This is a genomic window from Humitalea sp. 24SJ18S-53, from assembly GCF_050632385.1.
Classification (GTDB): Bacteria; Pseudomonadota; Alphaproteobacteria; order Acetobacterales; family Acetobacteraceae; genus Humitalea.
The window spans coordinates 5,774,331-5,790,459 of sequence record NZ_CP192599.1 but is presented as its reverse complement, the minus strand read 5'-3'; the positions used below and the strand labels follow the sequence as shown (position 1 = coordinate 5,790,459).

General features: G+C 68.2%; 12 protein-coding genes. 6 read left to right on the top strand and 6 right to left on the bottom strand.

All coding sequences use genetic code 11. The annotated features are described in order from the left end of the window. Positions 1–28 precede the first annotated feature (28 nt). The 5 genes from ACQW02_RS27735 to ACQW02_RS27715 form a co-directional block, all read right to left on the bottom strand. Positions 29–1,906 carry a potassium transporter Kup gene (locus ACQW02_RS27735; protein WP_431283146.1) on the bottom strand — a complete coding sequence of 626 codons (1,878 nt, stop codon included), beginning with the start codon at positions 1,904–1,906 and terminating at the stop codon, positions 29–31. A gap of 131 nt (positions 1,907–2,037) precedes the next feature. After that, the gene (locus ACQW02_RS27730) at positions 2,038–2,832 is read right to left on the bottom strand and encodes an amino acid ABC transporter ATP-binding protein (RefSeq protein ID WP_431283145.1); all 795 of its coding nucleotides are present in this window, start codon (positions 2,830–2,832) and stop codon (positions 2,038–2,040) included. 24 nt (positions 2,833–2,856) lie between these two features. After that, entirely contained in the window at positions 2,857–3,987 is a 1,131-nt protein-coding gene (locus ACQW02_RS27725; RefSeq protein WP_431283144.1) for an amino acid ABC transporter permease, read from the bottom strand. 6 nt (positions 3,988–3,993) lie between these two features. Further along, complete coding sequence (locus ACQW02_RS27720; RefSeq protein ID WP_431283143.1) at positions 3,994–5,193, bottom strand: amino acid ABC transporter permease; 1,200 nt, start codon at positions 5,191–5,193, stop codon at positions 3,994–3,996. Positions 5,194–5,269: 76 nt separating this feature from the next. Then, positions 5,270–6,304, bottom strand: coding sequence for an amino acid ABC transporter substrate-binding protein (locus tag ACQW02_RS27715; RefSeq protein WP_431283142.1), 1,035 nt, complete (start codon positions 6,302–6,304; stop codon positions 5,270–5,272). 268 nt (positions 6,305–6,572) lie between these two features. Here ACQW02_RS27715 and ACQW02_RS27710 point away from each other — a divergent pair, with 268 nt between their 5' ends. The 6 genes from ACQW02_RS27710 to ACQW02_RS27685 all read left to right on the top strand — a co-directional run bounded on the left by ACQW02_RS27710 (position 6,573) and on the right by ACQW02_RS27685 (position 14,062). Further along, complete coding sequence (locus ACQW02_RS27710) at positions 6,573–7,529, top strand: ornithine cyclodeaminase family protein (protein WP_431283141.1); 957 nt, start codon at positions 6,573–6,575, stop codon at positions 7,527–7,529. A gap of 270 nt (positions 7,530–7,799) precedes the next feature. Further along, positions 7,800–8,828: a putative 2-aminoethylphosphonate ABC transporter substrate-binding protein gene (locus ACQW02_RS27705; RefSeq protein WP_431283140.1), complete on the top strand. Its 1,029-nt coding sequence runs from the start codon at positions 7,800–7,802 to the stop codon at positions 8,826–8,828. Next, positions 8,789–9,943 (top strand): putative 2-aminoethylphosphonate ABC transporter ATP-binding protein, encoded by a 1,155-nt coding sequence (locus ACQW02_RS27700; protein ID WP_431283139.1) that lies wholly within the window; start codon positions 8,789–8,791, stop codon positions 9,941–9,943. The genes ACQW02_RS27705 and ACQW02_RS27700 overlap by 40 nt, the downstream gene beginning before the upstream one ends. Further along, on the top strand, positions 9,936–11,657 hold the full coding sequence (locus ACQW02_RS27695; protein ID WP_431283138.1) for a putative 2-aminoethylphosphonate ABC transporter permease subunit: 1,722 nt from the start codon (positions 9,936–9,938) through the stop codon (positions 11,655–11,657). Before ACQW02_RS27700 ends, ACQW02_RS27695 begins: the two co-directional genes overlap by 8 nt. 179 nt (positions 11,658–11,836) lie before the next feature. Next, positions 11,837–13,078: a class I SAM-dependent methyltransferase gene (locus ACQW02_RS27690; RefSeq protein WP_431283137.1), complete on the top strand. Its 1,242-nt coding sequence runs from the start codon at positions 11,837–11,839 to the stop codon at positions 13,076–13,078. Between the two features lie 9 nt (positions 13,079–13,087). Then, positions 13,088–14,062, top strand: coding sequence for a ketopantoate reductase family protein (locus ACQW02_RS27685; protein ID WP_431283136.1), 975 nt, complete (start codon positions 13,088–13,090; stop codon positions 14,060–14,062). 7 nt (positions 14,063–14,069) lie between these two features. Here ACQW02_RS27685 and ACQW02_RS27680 read toward each other — a convergent pair whose 3' ends face one another. Then, positions 14,070–16,088 carry a molybdopterin-containing oxidoreductase family protein gene (locus ACQW02_RS27680; RefSeq protein ID WP_431283135.1) on the bottom strand — a complete coding sequence of 673 codons (2,019 nt, stop codon included), beginning with the start codon at positions 16,086–16,088 and terminating at the stop codon, positions 14,070–14,072. Positions 16,089–16,129 lie beyond the last annotated feature (41 nt).

Below are 16,129 nucleotides of genomic sequence, written 5' to 3'. Positions count from 1 at the left end.
GAGCGGCTTCCTTCTCGCGGCGCCCCGGTCATATGGCGACGCGGACGCCAAGCTCCACCACGCGATCGGATGGAATATGGAAGAACTCCGTGGCGGGCACGGCGTTGCGGCTCAGCAGCGAGAAAATCCACTGGCGCCACCGCGCCATCTTCGGGACCACGGCGGAGACCAACTGCTCGCGGCCGAGGAAGTAGGAGGCCTGCATCGCCTCGAACTCCACCCCGACATCGCGCAGGGTTTCCAGTTCACGCGGGATGTTCGGGCTTTCGAGGAAGCCGTAGTTCAGGATCACGCGATGGATGCCGGGGGCGAGTTCCGTCACCTCCCGCCGGTCGGGCGCCTGGGGCACGTCGAGGTTGGTCACGGTGACGAACAGCACCCGCTCGTGCAGCACCTTGTTGTGCTTGAGGTTGTGCAGCAGCGCATTGGGCACGTAATCGGCCTGGCCGGTCATGAAGATCGCGATGCCGGGCACCCGGATGATGGATTTGGACTGCGGCAGCCGGGCCAGGAAGGATTTCAGCGGCAGGCTGTCCTGGCGGAAGCGCGAGAACAGCAGGTCGCGGCCGCGCTTCCAGGTCGTCATCAGGGCGAAGAGGAAGGCCCCCAGCACCAGCGGCACCCAGCCGCCATCCGGCACCTTCAGCACATTGGAGATGAAGAAGACCGCATCCAAGGTCGCCAGCGGCACGAAGACGGCCAGCACCAGGGGCCAGGACCAGCCGAACATGCGGCGGAACACCAGCACCGCCAGGATCGACGTGCACAGGAAGGTGCCGGTCACCGCGATGCCATAGGCCGCGGCCAGGTCGTCCGAGGTGCGGAAGGTCAGCACCAGCACCAGCACGCCGATCAGCAGGGCGAAATTCACCTGCGGCATGTAGATCTGGCCTTCCTCCACGCTGCTGGTGTGGCGCACCTCAAGCCGCGGCAGCCAGCCGAGTTGCACGCATTGCCGCGCGATCGAATAGGCGCCGGTGATCATCGCCTGGCTGGCGATGATGGTCGCGGCGGTGGCGAGCAGGACCAGCGGCGGGCGGAACCATTCGGGCGCCAGCAGGTAGAAGGGGTTTTCGATCGAGGCGGGATCGGCGATCAACAGCGCGCCCTGGCCGAAATAATTCAGCGCGAGGCAGGGCAGCACGAAGACGCTCCACACCAGTCGGATCGGCCGCGCGCCGAAATGGCCCATGTCGGCATACAGCGCCTCGGCCCCCGTCACCGCCAGCACGACCGAGCCGAAGGCGATGAAGGCCAGCATCTTGTAGGCGATGCAGAACTGGATCGCGTAATGCGGCGACAGGGCGACCAGGATTTCCGGCACCTTGACGATCTCGATCAGCCCGAGCCCGCCGATGACCAGGAACCAGACCGCGCAGATCGGCCCGAAGACCACGCCCATGCTGTGGGTGCCGCGATACTGCACGAAGAACAGCACGACCAGGACAATGAGGGAGATCGGAATGACAATCGCCTCGAAGTCGGTCGAGATGATCTTCAGCCCCTCCACCGCCGAGAGCACCGAGATCGCGGGGGTGATGACGCCGTCGCCGAAGAACAGGCAGGCGCCGGCGACGCCGATGGCACCGACGGCGAAGCGGCTGCGGTCGGTCTTCATCACGCGCTGGGCCAGGGCGGTCAGCGCCAGGATCCCACCCTCACCCCGGTTGTCGGCGCGCATGACGAAGGCCACGTACTTCACCGTGACCACCAGGATCAGCGCCCAGGTGATCAGGCTGAGCAGGCCGAGGATCTTCCACTTTTCCAGCCCATCGGCGCTGAAATGCTGGGCCGCGGCGCGCATGGCATAGAGCGGGCTGGTGCCGATATCCCCATACACGACGCCGATCACGCCGAGCAGCAGGGCGGGCGTGAGCGCGCGGGGGGCGAGACTCGACGTGGTCATACAGGCAACCTGGGGGCAGTGGGGCGCGGAGGGGACCCCCCGCGGCGGCTAGGCATAGGCGCTGCCCGGCCCGGCGCGCAAGCGCGCCGCCTTGAAGCCCCGCCAGGGGCGCAAGCGCGCCGCCGTGTCGGTCAGTGCCCCCGCAGGATTTGGCTGAGGAAGAGCTTCAACCGGTCGGTCTTGGGCGTTTCGAACATGTCGGTCGGCGTGCCGGATTCGACGATCTCGCCCCGGTCCATGAAGACCACGCGATCCGCGACCTGGCGGGCAAAGCCCATTTCATGCGTCACGCAGACCATGGTCATGCCGGTGGCGGCCAGGCCCACCATGGTGTCCAGCACTTCCTTGATCATCTCGGGGTCGAGCGCGCTGGTCGGTTCGTCGAACAGCATGATCTTCGGCTTCATGCAGAGCGCGCGGGCGATGGCGACGCGCTGCTGCTGGCCGCCGGAGAGCTGGCCCGGATACTTCTTCGCCTGTTCGGGGATCTTGACCCGTTCCAGGTATTCCATCGCCAGGGCCTCGGCCTCGGCCTTCGGCATCTTGCGGACCCAGATCGGCGCCAGGGTGCAGTTTTCCAGCACGGTCAAATGCGGGAACAGGTTGAAGGACTGGAACACCATCCCGACCTCGCGCCGGATCGCGTCCAGGCTGCGGAGGTCGTCGGTCAGTTCCATGCCTTCGACGATGATGCGGCCTTCCTGGTGCTGTTCCAGGCGGTTGATGCAGCGGATCATGGTGGACTTGCCCGAACCGGACGGGCCGCAGACCACGACCCTTTCGCCCAGGGCGACGTTCAGCGAGATGTCGCGCAGCACATGCAGCGCGCCGAACCATTTGTTGACCTTGTCCAACACGATGGCCGGCGGCGCATCGGCACGCACGACGGATGAGATCTGGATCTCGGCTTCGGCGGTGGCACTCATGAAATCTGTCTCCCGAATCCTGGATCAGCGACGGCGGTTGTTCAGCTCGGCCTCAAGGCCCTGGCTGTATTTGGACATGGCGTAGCAGAAGATGAAGTAGATGATGCCGACGAAGACATAGACCTCGACCCCGAATCCCTGCCAGGCGGGTTCGACGATCGCGGTCTTGCCGGCGGTCAACAGGTCGAAGATGCCGATGATCAGCACCAGCGAGGTATCCTTGAAGAAGCCGATGAAGGTATTGACCAGCGGCGGGATGACCATCTTCAGCGCCTGCGGCAGGATGATGAACAGGGTCTTCTGCCAATAGGACAGGCCCATGGCATCGGCCGCTTCGTACTGGCCCTTGGGCAGCGCCTGCAACCCGGCACGGACGACTTCCGCGAGGTAGGCGCCGGCGAAGAGGATGATGGCGACCTGCGCGCGCAGCAGTTTGTCGATGTTCATGCCATCCGGCAGGAACAGCGGGAACATCACGCTGGCCATGAACAACAGGCTGATCAGCGGCACGCCGCGGATCAGTTCGACATAGAGCACGCAAAGCATCTTGATCGCCGGCATCTTCGACCGCCGGCCGAGCGCGACCAGGATCGACAGCGGAAAGGCGAAGGCCAGCCCGAAGGTCGACAGGATCAAGGTGATCGGCAGCCCGCCCCAGCGTTCCTGCGGCACGAAGGACAGGCCGAAGATCCCGCCCCACATCAGCACGCCGATGGTGGTCAGCGTGCCGATCCAGATCAGCGCCAATTCCTTGCGCCAGAACCGGCGCATGGCGGAAACGACATACAGCCCGATGAACAGCAGGCAGGTCAGTGCCGGGCGCCAGTGTTCGTCGAAGGGATAGGTGCCGAACAGGATGAAGCGGTGCTTTTCGGTGATCACCGCCCAGCAGGCGCCGATCCCCTTCATGTCGCGGCAGGCCTGGGTCTGGTTGCCGCCGGGCACCGACCAGACCGCGTTCAGGAAGGCCCAGTCCACGAAGCTCAGCGCCCGGGTGATGATCAGGTAGCCCAGCGCCAGGGTGACGGCGGTGGACAGCCAGCCGGAGAACAGGTTGTTGCGGGCCCAGGCGATCGGCCCCGCCACCAGCACCGGCGGGGTGCGCGGGGGGGTGGGGAGGGGGACGGCCGCGGTTCCAAGCGTGATATCGCTCATCGGGGCTTACCTTTCCACCAGGGCGATTTTTGTATTGTACCAGTTCATGAACAGGCTGATCGACAGGCTGATCGTCAGGTAGACGGCCATGATGATGGCAATGCCCTCGATCGCCTGGCCGGTCTGGTTCAGCGTGGTATTGGCGATGCTGACGATGTCCTGGAAGCCGATGGCGACGGCCAGGGACGAATTCTTCGTCAGGTTCAGGAATTGGCTGGTCATCGGCGGAATGATGACCCGCAGCGCCTGCGGCAGGACGATCAGTTTCAGCACCAGCGGGCGGCGAAGCCCGAGCGCCTGGGCCGCTTCCCACTGGCCGGTATGCACGGCCAGGATGCCGGCGCGCACGATTTCCGCGATGAAGCCCGCGGTGTAGGTCACCAGCCCGATCAGCAAGGCAAAGTATTCCGGCGAGACATTCAGCCCGCCGACGAAGTTGAAGCCGCGCAGCGCGGGCCAGTCCACCACCCAGGGCGCGCCCATCAGCGACCAGACGGCGGCCGGGGCCACGACCAGGAAGCCCAGCGCCCAGGGCCACAGCGACCGCGGCTGGCCATCGGCGAATTGCCGCTGGCGCAGCACCCGCCGCACGGCCCAGAGCGCGATGCAGCCCGCGACAAAGATCCAGGCGGCGGCCGAATGCGCCGGCTGCCAGTCGATCCAGGGCAGTTTCAGCCCGCGATTGGACAGGAACACGCCCTGCACCGGGTTCATCGCCTGGCGCGGACCGGGCAGCGATTGCAGGATGGTGTACCAGAACAGCAGTTGCAGCAGCAGCGGCAGGTCGCGGATCACCTCGACATAGACACCGGCCAGCTTGGCCACCAGCCAGTTCTTCGACAGCCTGGCGATGCCCATGATGGTGCCGAGGATGGTGGCCAGCACGATGCCGACGACCGCCACCTTCAGCGTGTTCAGGATGCCGACGATCAGCGCGGTGCGGTAGGTGTCCTGCGGCGTGTATTCGATCAGGCTTTCGGCGATCGGCAGCCCGGCCTCACGCGTCAGGAAGCCGAAGCCGGTGGCGATGCGCCGGACTTCCAGGTTGTGCTGGGTATTGCGGACCAGCCACCAGACCACGCTGACGACGAAGCCGACGATGATCACCTGCCAGATGATCGCGCGGAAGCGCTCATCGGCCCAGGAGAACCGGATGCCTTTCTTGGGCGGCGTCCGCAGAAGCCGCGGATCGATGGTGCTGCTCATCCGATAGCCTTCGTGCCCAGGTGAAGAAGGGGCCGGCGGCGCACCGCCAGCCCCCGTGCTTGTCAGATGCCGACGCTCACCGGAACGGCGGCGAGTATTGCAGCCCGCCCGGCGTGGTCCACAGCGCATTCGGGCCGCGCTGGACGCCGATCGGGGTCAGGTTGCGGGTGAAGATTTCCGCATAGTTGCCGGTGGTCTTCAGCACGGTGACCACCCAGTTGTTCGGCAGGCCGAGCATCTGGCCCAGGTCGCCGTTGCGGCCGAGCATGCGCTGCGCTTCCGGTCGCGCATCGCTGGCCACGGCCTGGTCGACGGTCGCCGCCGTGATGCCCATCTCCTCCGACCCGATCAGGGCGAAATGCACCCAGCGCACGATATCGGCGAAGCGCTGGTCGCCATGGCGCACCAACGGGCCCAGCGGTTCCTTGCTGATCACGTCTGGCAGGATGGTGAAATCGGCCGGGCGCGGCTGTACCGCGCGGGTCGAGGCCAGGCCCGAGATGTCGGTCGTATAGGCATCGCAACGGCCGGAGACGAAGGCGCCCACAACCTCCTCCAACCGTTCGATGACCACAGGGCGGAAGGTGATGCGGTTGGCACGCGCCCAGTCGGTCAGGTTCTGTTCCGTCGTGGTGCCGGGCTGCACGCAAACAGTGGCGCCATCCAACTGCCGCGCCGAGGCGAGGTTCAGGTTGGTCCGGACCATGAAGCCCTGGCCGTCGAAGAAGGTGATGCCGGCGAAATCGAAGCCGAGCGAGGTATCGCGCGACAAGGTCCAGGTGGTGTTGCGCGACAGCACATCGACTTCGCCCGACTGCAAGGCGGTGAAGCGGTTCGATGCGGTGGTCGGCACGTAGCGGACCTTGCTGCCGTCGCCCAGGATGGCGGCGGCGATGGCGCGGCAATAATCGACGTCGAAGCCGCGCCAGACGCCCTGGCTGTCGGGCTGGGCGAAACCGGCCAGGCCGGTGTTCACGCCGCAGATCAGGCTGCCGCGGCTGCGGATGGTGTCCACGACGCTGGCGGCGGGTGCCTGCGCCATGGCGGGCAGCGCCATCGCGCTGGCTAAAACGGCAGCGCTGGCTGCTTTCATCAGGTGCCGCAAGGGCATGTCATTGGTCTCCCGATCGTTGTGACGGTGTTGTCGTTGTGACGTTCAAGCAATGCGCCACCCCCGTCCGTGGGGGGCGGCAGCGTCTCCCGCCCCGATGCTGCGCCATGGATGACGCCGGGGCAACGCTGTATCCGGGATGGCTGCCGGCGGCCGCCGCGGATACCTTTCGTTAACACTCTCATGAAAGTGTAAGCAAACCCGGGGCCACGGGCTGGCCTCACCCGCGATGGCTTCACCGGGGGCGCGGGCAATGCGACACCGGGGCATGATCATGCTCGATGCCGCGGCCGTGGCCGCACGCCTGCCCTGGGGGCCGCTGGAAGCGGCGCTCCGCTCCATGTTCCGCACCGGTTGCACGGCGCCGCTGCGGCATCGCCACGCGGTGCCGCAGCCGGATGGGCGGGTGACCACGCTGCTGCTGATGCCTGCCTGGTCGTCGGCTGGCTTCACCGGGGTGAAGATCGTCCATGTCGCGCCGGGGAATGGGCAACGCGGCCTGCCGGCCGTCCATGCCGCCTATTTGTTGAGCGACGGGGCGACGGGCGCGCCGGTCGCGCTGCTCGACGGCGCGGCGCTGACCGACCGGCGGACGGCCGCGGCCAGCGTGCTGGCGGCCGGCTACCTGGCCCGCCCCGACAGCCGGCGGCTGTTGCTGCTGGGCGCCGGGCGCGTCGCGCATGCGCTGGCCGAGGCCTATGCCCATCGCTTCCCGCTGGCGGATATCGCCATCTGGACCCCCGGCGGCGTCAACGGCCCGCACCTGGCCGAGACCTTGCGCGCATCCGGCCTGCCCGCGCGCGCGACGATCAGCCCCAATCCCGCCGATTTCGACATCGTCGCGGCCGCCACCCTGGCGACCGCGCCGCTGATCCTGGGTGCCACGGTCAGCCCAGGCACGCATATCGACCTGGTCGGCGCCTACCGCCCCGACATGCGCGAAAGCGATGCGGCGCTGCTGGCGCGCGCGACCCTGGTGGTGGACACGCGCGACGGCGCGCTGGCGGAGGCCGGCGACATCCTGCAGGCGATCGCCGAAGGCGCGATCACCGCCACCCATGTCGTCGCCGACCTGGCGGACCTGTGCCGCGGCCTGCACCCAGGTCGGCAGACGCCGCAGGAGGTGACCGTGTTCAAGTCGGTCGGCTGGGCGGGGGAGGATCTGGCGGCCGCGATCCTGGCCATGGCGCCTGTGGAGAACTCTGTGGGTGAGCTTGCTCCGTAGTTCGGGGAACTGCTCAGGAATGGATTTTATCCATCTGTTTTAATTTGTTTTCTTGGTCATCCCCGCCTGTGGAAGACCTATGCGGCCGCCTGTGGGTTAACCGCGCGGGCCGCCGCCGCCCGGCTTTGCGCCGACCTGCCTGAAAAGCAGGCGGAACCGGCCGGAACGGACGCGTCACGGAACCGAATCCATCTTGTCACAAAACTGCCGCGACCGGCACGCTAGGGCATCGTCGCCCGCCTGTGGCCCGTGCAATTAAGGAAATTCCGGATGCGTCGTCGCCTCGCCTGCCTCGCCACGCTTGCGTCGGCCCTGCTGTTCGCGGCGCCCGCCGCCGAGGCGCAGCCGCGCACCCGGGTCACCGTCTATACCGCGCTGGAAAACGAACAGCTCGGCCCGCTGAAGGCCGCCGCGGAAGCCGCGGTGCCGGGTGTCGAGGTCGCCTGGGTGCGCGACAGCACCGGCGTCATCACCGCGCGTCTCCTGGCCGAACGCGCCAATCCGCGGGCCGACATGATCTGGGGCCTGTCGGTCTTCTCCATCCTGCAGATGCAGGGGCTGGACATGCTGGAACCCTATACGCCCGCCGGCGCCGATGCGCTGCGGCCGAACATGCGCAGCGACCGCAGCCCGATGACCTGGACGGGCATGGATGCCTTTGTCTCCGCCATCTGTTTCAACACGGTGGTGGCGCAGCAGCGCAACCTGCCGCGCCCGACCGCCTGGGCGGATATGCTGAACCCGGCCTTTCGCGGCCAGGTGGTGATGCCGAACCCGGCCAGCAGCGGCACCGGCTTCCTGACCATCGCGGGCTGGATCGTCACCATGGGCGAGGCGCGGGCCTGGGAGTTCATGACCGCCCTGCACAACAACATCCAGGTCTATACCCATAGCGGCAGCGCGCCCTGCAACAACGCGGCGCGCGGCGAATATGGCGTCGGCCTGTCCTTCGACATGCGCGCCGTGACCCTGCGCAACCAGGGCGCGCCGATCGAGGTGATCATCCCGACCGATGGCGTCGGCTTCGACCTGGAGGCGACCGCGCTGGTGCGCGGCAGCCGCAACCTGGATGCCGCGCGGCGCCTGGCCGATTTCGCCGTCTCTCGCGCCGCGATGGAACAATACGGCCGCTTCTTCGCGCTGCTGGCGCTGCCCGGCGTGGTGCCGACGGTGCAGAATTATCCGCCGGAATTCGCGGCCCGCATGGTGTCGGCCGATTTCTCGGCGGTGGCGGCGGATCGGGAGCGCATCCTGCGCGAATGGACGACACGCTTCGACGGCAAGTCGGCGCCGCGCTGACGCCGGGCATGAGCCTCATCGCCCGAAGCCGGTTGATGCAGGGGGCGGCGCCGCCGATCGTCGGCGCGCCCTATCTGGTGGTGGACCATCTGTCCAAGCGGTTCGGTGCCTTTGCCGCGCTGCGCGACGTGTCGTTGTCGGTGATGGCCGCGGAGCTTGTGTGCTTCCTGGGGCCGTCCGGCTGCGGCAAGACCACGCTGCTGCGCGCGATCGCGGGGCTGGATCCGGCCAGCGAGGGGCGGATCACCCAGGGCGGGCGGGACATCACGGGGCTGCCGCCCTCGGCGCGCGACTTTGGCATCGTGTTCCAAAGCTATGCGCTGTTCCCCAATCTTTCGATCGCGGCCAACGTCGGCTACGGGCTGCGCGGCGCGCTATGGCCCAAGGCACGGCGGCAGGACCGGGTGATCGAATTGCTGGCGCTGGTGGGGCTGGCCGAGCAGGCTCAGAAGTTTCCGGCGCAATTGTCGGGCGGGCAGCAGCAGCGCGTGGCGCTGGCCCGCGCCCTGGCGCCCGAACCTGGGCTGCTGCTGCTGGACGAACCGCTGTCGGCGCTGGATGCGCAGGTGCGCCAGCATCTGCGGCAGGAGATTCGCGCGCTGCAACGCCGGCTGGGTGTCACCACCATCATGGTGACGCATGACCAGGAAGAGGCGATGGCCATCGCCGACCGCATCGTGGTGATGAACGCCGGCCGCATCGAACAGGTCGGCACGCCGGAGGCGGTGTATCGCCGCCCGGCCTCGGCCTTCGTCGCCGGCTTCGTCGGCCGCAGCAGCCATTTTGATGCGGTGGTGGAGATGGGTGGCCTGCGCACCGCGGACGGCCATCTGATCCCTGCCCCGCCGCCCGCGCCGGTCGGCACGGCGGTCAAGGTGTTTGTGCGGCCGGAGGATGTGCGCCTGTCGGCCGCGACCGGCGGGCCGCTGTCGGCCGAGGTGACGGGGCTGGAATACCTCGGCCCGGTCTGCCGCCTGGGCCTGTCCGATGGGCGGCTGCTGCTGGAGGCCGAGGCCAGCCCGGATGAGTTGCGCGAGATCGGGGCATTGCCCGGCGCGCGGGTCGGGGTGTCGATCCCGCCGGCACGGATGCTGGTCTTTCCGACCGATGCCTGAAGGCGGCAGCGCCATCGTCCTGTCGCCCAGCGCACGCGGCGCGCCGGTGGTCCGCAGCCTGGCGCCCGACCAGCGGTTGATGCGCTGGACCCTGGCGCTGGCCGGGGTCGCGATGGTGGTGGTGCTGGCGGCGCCGATGGCGATGCTGCTGGTGCGGGCGTTCCAGGATGCCGATGGCGCCTGGGTCGGGCTGGCCAATTTCACCGTCTATGTCACCACGCCGACCCTGGCGGTATCGGCCTGGAACAGCCTGTGGACGGCGGCCGTCGCGACGGTGGTCGTGGTGCCGCTGGCCTTCGTCTATGCCTATGGGCTGACGCGCAGCCGGATGCCGGGGCGGGGCGCGTTTCGCGCGGTGATGATGGTGCCGGTGCTGGCGCCGTCGCTACTGCCGGCGCTGGCGCTGATCACCTTGTTCGGCAACCAGGGGCTGCTGAAGGCCTGGCTGTTTGGCGGCACGATCTATGGCCCCGTCGGCATCGTCGTGGCGCAGGTCTTTGCGTGTTTTCCGCATGCGGCGATCATCCTGGCGGTGGCGCTCGCGACAGCGGATGGGCGGCTGTATGAGGCCGCGGAGGTGCTGCGGGCCGGGCGGGTCCGGACGTTCCTGACCGTGACCTTGCCGGGGGCGGGATATGGGTTGGTCTCGGCCTCGGTCGTGGTCTTCACCATGGTGGTGACCGATTTCGGCATCCCCAAGGTGATCGGCGGGTCGTTCAACGTGCTGGCGACCGATGTCTACAAGCAGGTCGTCGGCCAGCAGAATTTCAACATGGGCGCGGTGGTCGGGATCGTACTTCTGGTGCCGGCGCTGGTCGCCTTCGCGCTGGAACGCTGGGCCACGAGGCGCCGGGCGGCCACCATGACCGGCCGCGCGGTGGCCTATGTGCCAAAAGCCCGGCTGTGGCGCGACCTGCCGCTGTTGCTGGCCTGCCTGGGTATCGCGGGGTTGTTGCTGGCGGTGGTCGGCACCGCCTTCTGGTCCAGCCTGATCCGGTTCTGGCCGTGGAACCTCGCGCTGACCTGGGACAACTACGATTTCGGGCGTTTCGACACGGCGGGCTGGGGGTCGGTCTGGACCTCGGTCAAGATGGCGGCCTGGGCGGCGGCGGTGGGCACGCCGGTGATCTTTGTCATCGCCTGGCTGGTGGCGCGCACGCCGCAGGCGGGGTTCTTGCGCGGCGCGGTGGGCCTGCTGGTGACGGCGCCGCTGGCGATCCCGGGGCTGGTGCTGGGGCTGGCCTATATCCTGTTCTTCAACCATCCGGCCAATCCGCTGAACGTCCTGTATGGCACCCTGGCGATCCTGGCGTTGAACAGCGTGGTGCATTTCTGGACGGTCGGGCACCTGACCGCGACCACCGCGCTCCGCCAGCTGGACCCGGAGTTCGAGGCGGCTTCCGCCAGCCTCAAGGTCCCGGTCTGGACCACCTTTGGCCGCGTCACCGTGCCGATGTGCCTGCCGGCGGTGCTGGAGATCTCGGCGTATATTTTCGTCAATGCGATGACGACGGTCAGTGCGGTGATCTTCCTCTATGGCCCGGACTTCAAGCCGGCGGCCGTCGCGGCGGTGCAGATGGATGAGGCGGGGCAGTCCAGTGCCGCCGCCGCCATGGCCTGCGTCATCCTGGCCGTGGCGCTGTCGGTGAAAATCGCGCAGGTCGGCGTATCGGCCGTGATCGACCGGACGACGCAGGGTTGGCGGCGCAGATAGGCATGCAACCCTTGCCGGGATGCCGCGTTGACGGGGTTCAGGTCAAAGGAACCCCGCCATGAACAGCATCATCTACATCGTCGGTCTTGTGGTCATCGTCGTGGCGATCCTGGGCTTCCTCGGCATCCGCTGAGGGCACCCCCCTCGACGCGCGGCGCCGGTTGCGGCACCACGCGGGCATGACCGATGCCGCCGATACCGCCCTCGCCAACCAATACGAGGCCTATCCCTACCCGTTGCGGGACCCGAAGGACGAGGCCAAGCGCCTGGTCATCGGCAGCCCCTCGCACCTCGCCGAGGTAGACCATTGGATTTTTGGCGCGCGGCGCCCGGCGTCCCAGCCGCTGCGCGCGCTGGTCGCGGGCGGTGGGTCGGGCGATGGCACGATGATGCTGGCGCAGCAGATGGCCTGGCGCGGGCGGCCGGGGGATGTGACCTGGCTGGACCGGTCGGGGGCCGCGCGGAAAATCGCGATGGCGCGGGCCGAGGTGCGGCGGCTGGACAATATCCGCTTTGTCGAGGGCTCGCTGCTCGACCTGCCGACGCTGGGATTGGGTGCCTTCGACTACATCGATTGCTGCGGCGTGCTGCATCATTTGCCGGATCCGGCCGCCGGGTTGGCGGCGCTGGCGGGGTCGCTGGCGCCGGGGGGTGGCATCGGGCTGATGGTCTATGCGCCGCATGGGCGCACGGGCGTCTACATGCTGCAGGACGCGCTGCGGATGCTGGCGCCAGCCACCGAATCCCCCCCCGCGCGCGTGGATATCGCCCGCCGCGTCTGGAAGCATTTGCCGGACACCGCCTGGCTGAAGCGCAACCCCTGGATCACCGACCACATCAAGGGCGGCGATGCGGGGCTGTATGACCTTCTGCTGAATCCGCGCGACCGAGCCTATACCGTGCCGGAACTGGCGGCGCTGATCGAGGGCGCGGGCCTGCGGCTGCGCTGCCTGGTGGAACCGGTGCGCTACGACCCCGATACCTGGCTGCCGGATGTACGACTGCGGGCGCGCACCGCCGGGATGGACCCGATCGCGCGTGCGGCGCTGGCCGAGGCACTGACCGGCAACATGGGCATCCACGTCGCCTACTGCACCCGCGCCGAGGACGAGGTGGCCGAGCCGGACTGGTCCGACCCGGCGGGTGTGCCGCGCCTGCGCGAAAACGAGGGGCCGACGATCGCGCGCGGCCTGCCGGCCGACAATGTACTGACGGTCACCTTCGACGGCTTGCGCGTGCCGCTGCCGCTGCCGCGCCTGGCGCGCGCGATCTTTGGCCGCATCGACGGGGTTCGCACGATTGGCGAGATCGCCGACGACATGGCGGCCACGGGCACGTCGCGCGAAGTGTTCTTCCGCGAGTTCGAGGAATTGCGCCGGCAGATGGAACGGATGAACCGCCTGTTCCTGACGCCGCGATAAGGAGCACCCATGCGTATCTGCATTTTTGGCGCCGGTGCCATCGGCGGCTTCATCGCGGGCTACATGGCCCGGGCCGGGATCGAGGTGTCGGTCGTCGCGCGCGGCGCGCATCTGGCGGCGATCCGCGCCAAGGGCCTGACCGTCGAAACCCGTGACGAAACCTTCAACGTCCGCGTCCATGCCAGCGACGATCCGCGCGAGTTGGGCGTGCAGGATGGCGTCTTCGTCACGGTCAAGGCGCCGGCGCTGCCCAGCGTCGCGCAGGGCATCGCACCACTGCTGGCGGCGGAGACGCCCGTCGCCTTCCTGACCAACGGCGTGCCCTGGTGGTATTTCCACGGCCACGGCGGCCCATGGGATGGCCGCCGCATCCCCAGCCTGGATCCGGATGACATCATCTGGAAGGCCATCGGCCCCGCCCGCACCGTCGGCGGCATCGCCTGGCCGGCGAGCACCGTGCCGGAACCCGGCACCATCCGCCTGACCGATCCACGCAGCCGCCCCACCATCCTGGGCGCGCCGGATGGGTCGGACATGCCGGGCATCAGGGTGTTGGAGCAGGCGCTGAAAACCGCTGGCCTGCCGGTGGTCGTGGACAGCAAGATCCGGGACCGCATCTGGGAAAAACTCGCCTTCAACCTCAGCGCCGGGCCGATGTGCGTGCTGACCGAAACGCCGGTTCGCGCGACGCATGAGGAGGAGGTGCTGATCGAGACGTCGCGCCGCGTGCTGGCCGAGGCGGGGGCGCTGATCGCCGCCCTGGGCCGCACCGCCGATTTGCAGGTGGAGCGGACCGTCGGCATCAACATGAACCTGGCCCATCGCCCCAGCGTCTTGCAGGACCTGCTGGCGCGGCGGCCGATGGAGACGGATTCGCTGTACAACGTGCCGCTGGAACTGGCCGCGTTGACGGGGGTGCGGATGCCGACCCTGGAACTGCTGGCGGCGCTGATCCGGGTGAAGGTCCGGGCGCTGGGGCTGTAGGTCGGTTCTACGCGGCCTTCACGTCCAGGAAGGTGCTCTGGTAGGTCGCGCCTTCGCCCATGTCGGTCAGGCGTTCGCTGCAGAGCATGTTGACGGTGCCCTCCACCGCCTCCGATGACGGGCGCTGGCCGGGAACGAGGGCCACGCCGGGCAAGGTTTCGTCGGCGATCTTCAGGACCAGGGTGATGGTCGCGCGGTCGTTGAACAGGCGGACCTTCTGGCCATCGACCAGGCCGCGGCGCGCGGCGTCATCGGGGTGCAGGACGCAGAAGGGTTCCCCTTCCCGCTTGCGTAGGAAGGCGACGCCCGAATAGGCCGTGTGCGGCTGGAAATAGGCGGGCGCGGTGAGCAGGCGCAGCGGCCAGCGGGCGGCGTCGGCGACCTCCTGCGCGTCGGGCTGCCAGTCGGGCAGTGGCGGCAGGCCCTGGGCCGCCAAGGTCGCGGAGTAGATTTCCAGCTTGCCGGATGGGGTCGCGAAGGTTTGGCCGGGCGGGGGCGCGGCCTTGACCGGGCGGTGGTCGAACAGGCTGGCCGGGTCGATGGTGCCGATCGCGCCGGTCGCGTTGCGGAAGAAGGCCGGCACGATCTCGCGTTCGGTCTTGGAGAAGAGCGGATCGGTCAGCCCCATGCGTTGGGCCAGGGTCTGGGTCAGCCGAAAATTGGACCAGGCCTCGCCCTGCGGCGGCACCGCCGCCGGGGCGTATTGCACCCAGTAGCTGCCGTAGCCGCGATAGAAATCCTCCGTCTCCAGATAGGTCGTGGCGGGCAGGACGATGTCGGCGTAACGGGCGGTGTCGGTCATGAAGGGGTCGTGGACGACGGTGAACAGATCCTCGCGCGACAGGCCGGCGCGGACGGCCACGGCGTCGGGGCAGGTCACGGCGGGGTTGTTGGCGGCGACGAAGAGCGCGCGCAGGGGCGGGTCCTGCGTGTCGAGCAGGGCGCGGCCGAGGAGGCTTTGATTCACCAGCCGCGTGGTGACGGGGCCGGAGGGTTTCCGCACCGACGAAAAATCGAAATCCATCGAGGGGGCGGTGAGCAGCAAGGCGCCGCCGCCGGGGCGGCCATAGGCGCCGGTCAGCGCCGGCAGGGTGACGACAGCCCGCAGAGCCTGGCCGCCGGCGGCGAGGCGGGTCATGCCCTCACCCACACGGATGAAGGCGCGTTTGGCGGCGCCATACATGGCCGCCAGCTTTTCGATATCGGCGACGGACAGGCCGGTGATCTCGGCGACGCGCGCGGGGGGAAAGTTGGGGATGACATCACGCGCCCAGGCGTCGAAGCCCAGGGTATGGGCGGCGATGTAATCCTGGTCGCACAGCCCGTCGCGCAGCAGGATATGCGCGATGCCGATGGCCAGTGCGGCGTCGGTGCCGATGCGGATCTGCAGGTGCCAGTCGGCCTGCTGCGCGGTGCGGCTGCGGCGCGGGTCGATGACGATGACCTGCACGCCGCGCTTGCGCGGCCCGTCCAGCATCGCCCAGAAATGCACGTTGACCGCCATCAGGTCGCAGCCCCAGGCGATGACGAGGTCGGAATCCACCACCGATTCCGGATCGGCCCCGCCGACCGGACCCAGACTCATGTCCCAGGCGGTTTCGCAGCAGGAATCGCAGACGGTCCCCGCCTGTAGCCGGCTGCTGCCCAGGGCGTGGAAGAAGCCGTTGACGATGTGGCGGTTCACCTGGCCCTGGTGGGCGCTATAGGCGTAGCCGAGCAGGGCGAGCGGGCCGGACTCCGCGATAATGGATTTCCAGCGGGACTCGATCTCGTCCAGCGCCTCGTCCCAGGTAATGGGGGCGAAGGCGCCGCTGCCCTTGGGGCCAGTGCGGCGGAGCGGCGTGGTCAGGCGTTCGGGCGAATGCACCAGTTCGGCATCGCGATTGACCTTGGCGCAGGCGAAACCGGCCGTGTAGGGCTGGTCGGGGTCGCCCTTCACACGTGTGACGCGCTGGTTCTCGACCTCCACCAGCAGGGAGCACATGTCGGGGCAATCATGCGCGCAGACGACGCGAACCGTTTCCATGCTGGGCGATCCTCACAATGGCTGGAGCCTTGCACGAAGAC

What these genes read in the sequence shown, in the direction of transcription:
- ACQW02_RS27680 (WP_431283135.1), bottom strand. Translation starts at nt 16,088, where the DNA reads ATGGAAACGGTTCGCGTCGTCTGCGCGCATGATTGCCCCGACATGTGC.
- ACQW02_RS27685 (WP_431283136.1), top strand. Translation starts at nt 13,088, where the DNA reads ATGCGTATCTGCATTTTTGGCGCCGGTGCCATCGGCGGCTTCATCGCG.
- ACQW02_RS27695 (WP_431283138.1), top strand. Translation starts at nt 9,936, where the DNA reads ATGCCTGAAGGCGGCAGCGCCATCGTCCTGTCGCCCAGCGCACGCGGC.
- ACQW02_RS27715 (WP_431283142.1), bottom strand. Translation starts at nt 6,304, where the DNA reads ATGCCCTTGCGGCACCTGATGAAAGCAGCCAGCGCTGCCGTTTTAGCC.
- ACQW02_RS27690 (WP_431283137.1), top strand. Translation starts at nt 11,837, where the DNA reads ATGACCGATGCCGCCGATACCGCCCTCGCCAACCAATACGAGGCCTAT.
- ACQW02_RS27730 (WP_431283145.1), bottom strand. Translation starts at nt 2,832, where the DNA reads ATGAGTGCCACCGCCGAAGCCGAGATCCAGATCTCATCCGTCGTGCGT.
- ACQW02_RS27720 (WP_431283143.1), bottom strand. Translation starts at nt 5,193, where the DNA reads ATGAGCAGCACCATCGATCCGCGGCTTCTGCGGACGCCGCCCAAGAAA.
- ACQW02_RS27735 (WP_431283146.1), bottom strand. Translation starts at nt 1,906, where the DNA reads ATGACCACGTCGAGTCTCGCCCCCCGCGCGCTCACGCCCGCCCTGCTG.
- ACQW02_RS27700 (WP_431283139.1), top strand. Translation starts at nt 8,789, where the DNA reads ATGGACGACACGCTTCGACGGCAAGTCGGCGCCGCGCTGACGCCGGGC.
- ACQW02_RS27710 (WP_431283141.1), top strand. Translation starts at nt 6,573, where the DNA reads ATGATCATGCTCGATGCCGCGGCCGTGGCCGCACGCCTGCCCTGGGGG.
- ACQW02_RS27725 (WP_431283144.1), bottom strand. Translation starts at nt 3,987, where the DNA reads ATGAGCGATATCACGCTTGGAACCGCGGCCGTCCCCCTCCCCACCCCC.
- ACQW02_RS27705 (WP_431283140.1), top strand. Translation starts at nt 7,800, where the DNA reads ATGCGTCGTCGCCTCGCCTGCCTCGCCACGCTTGCGTCGGCCCTGCTG.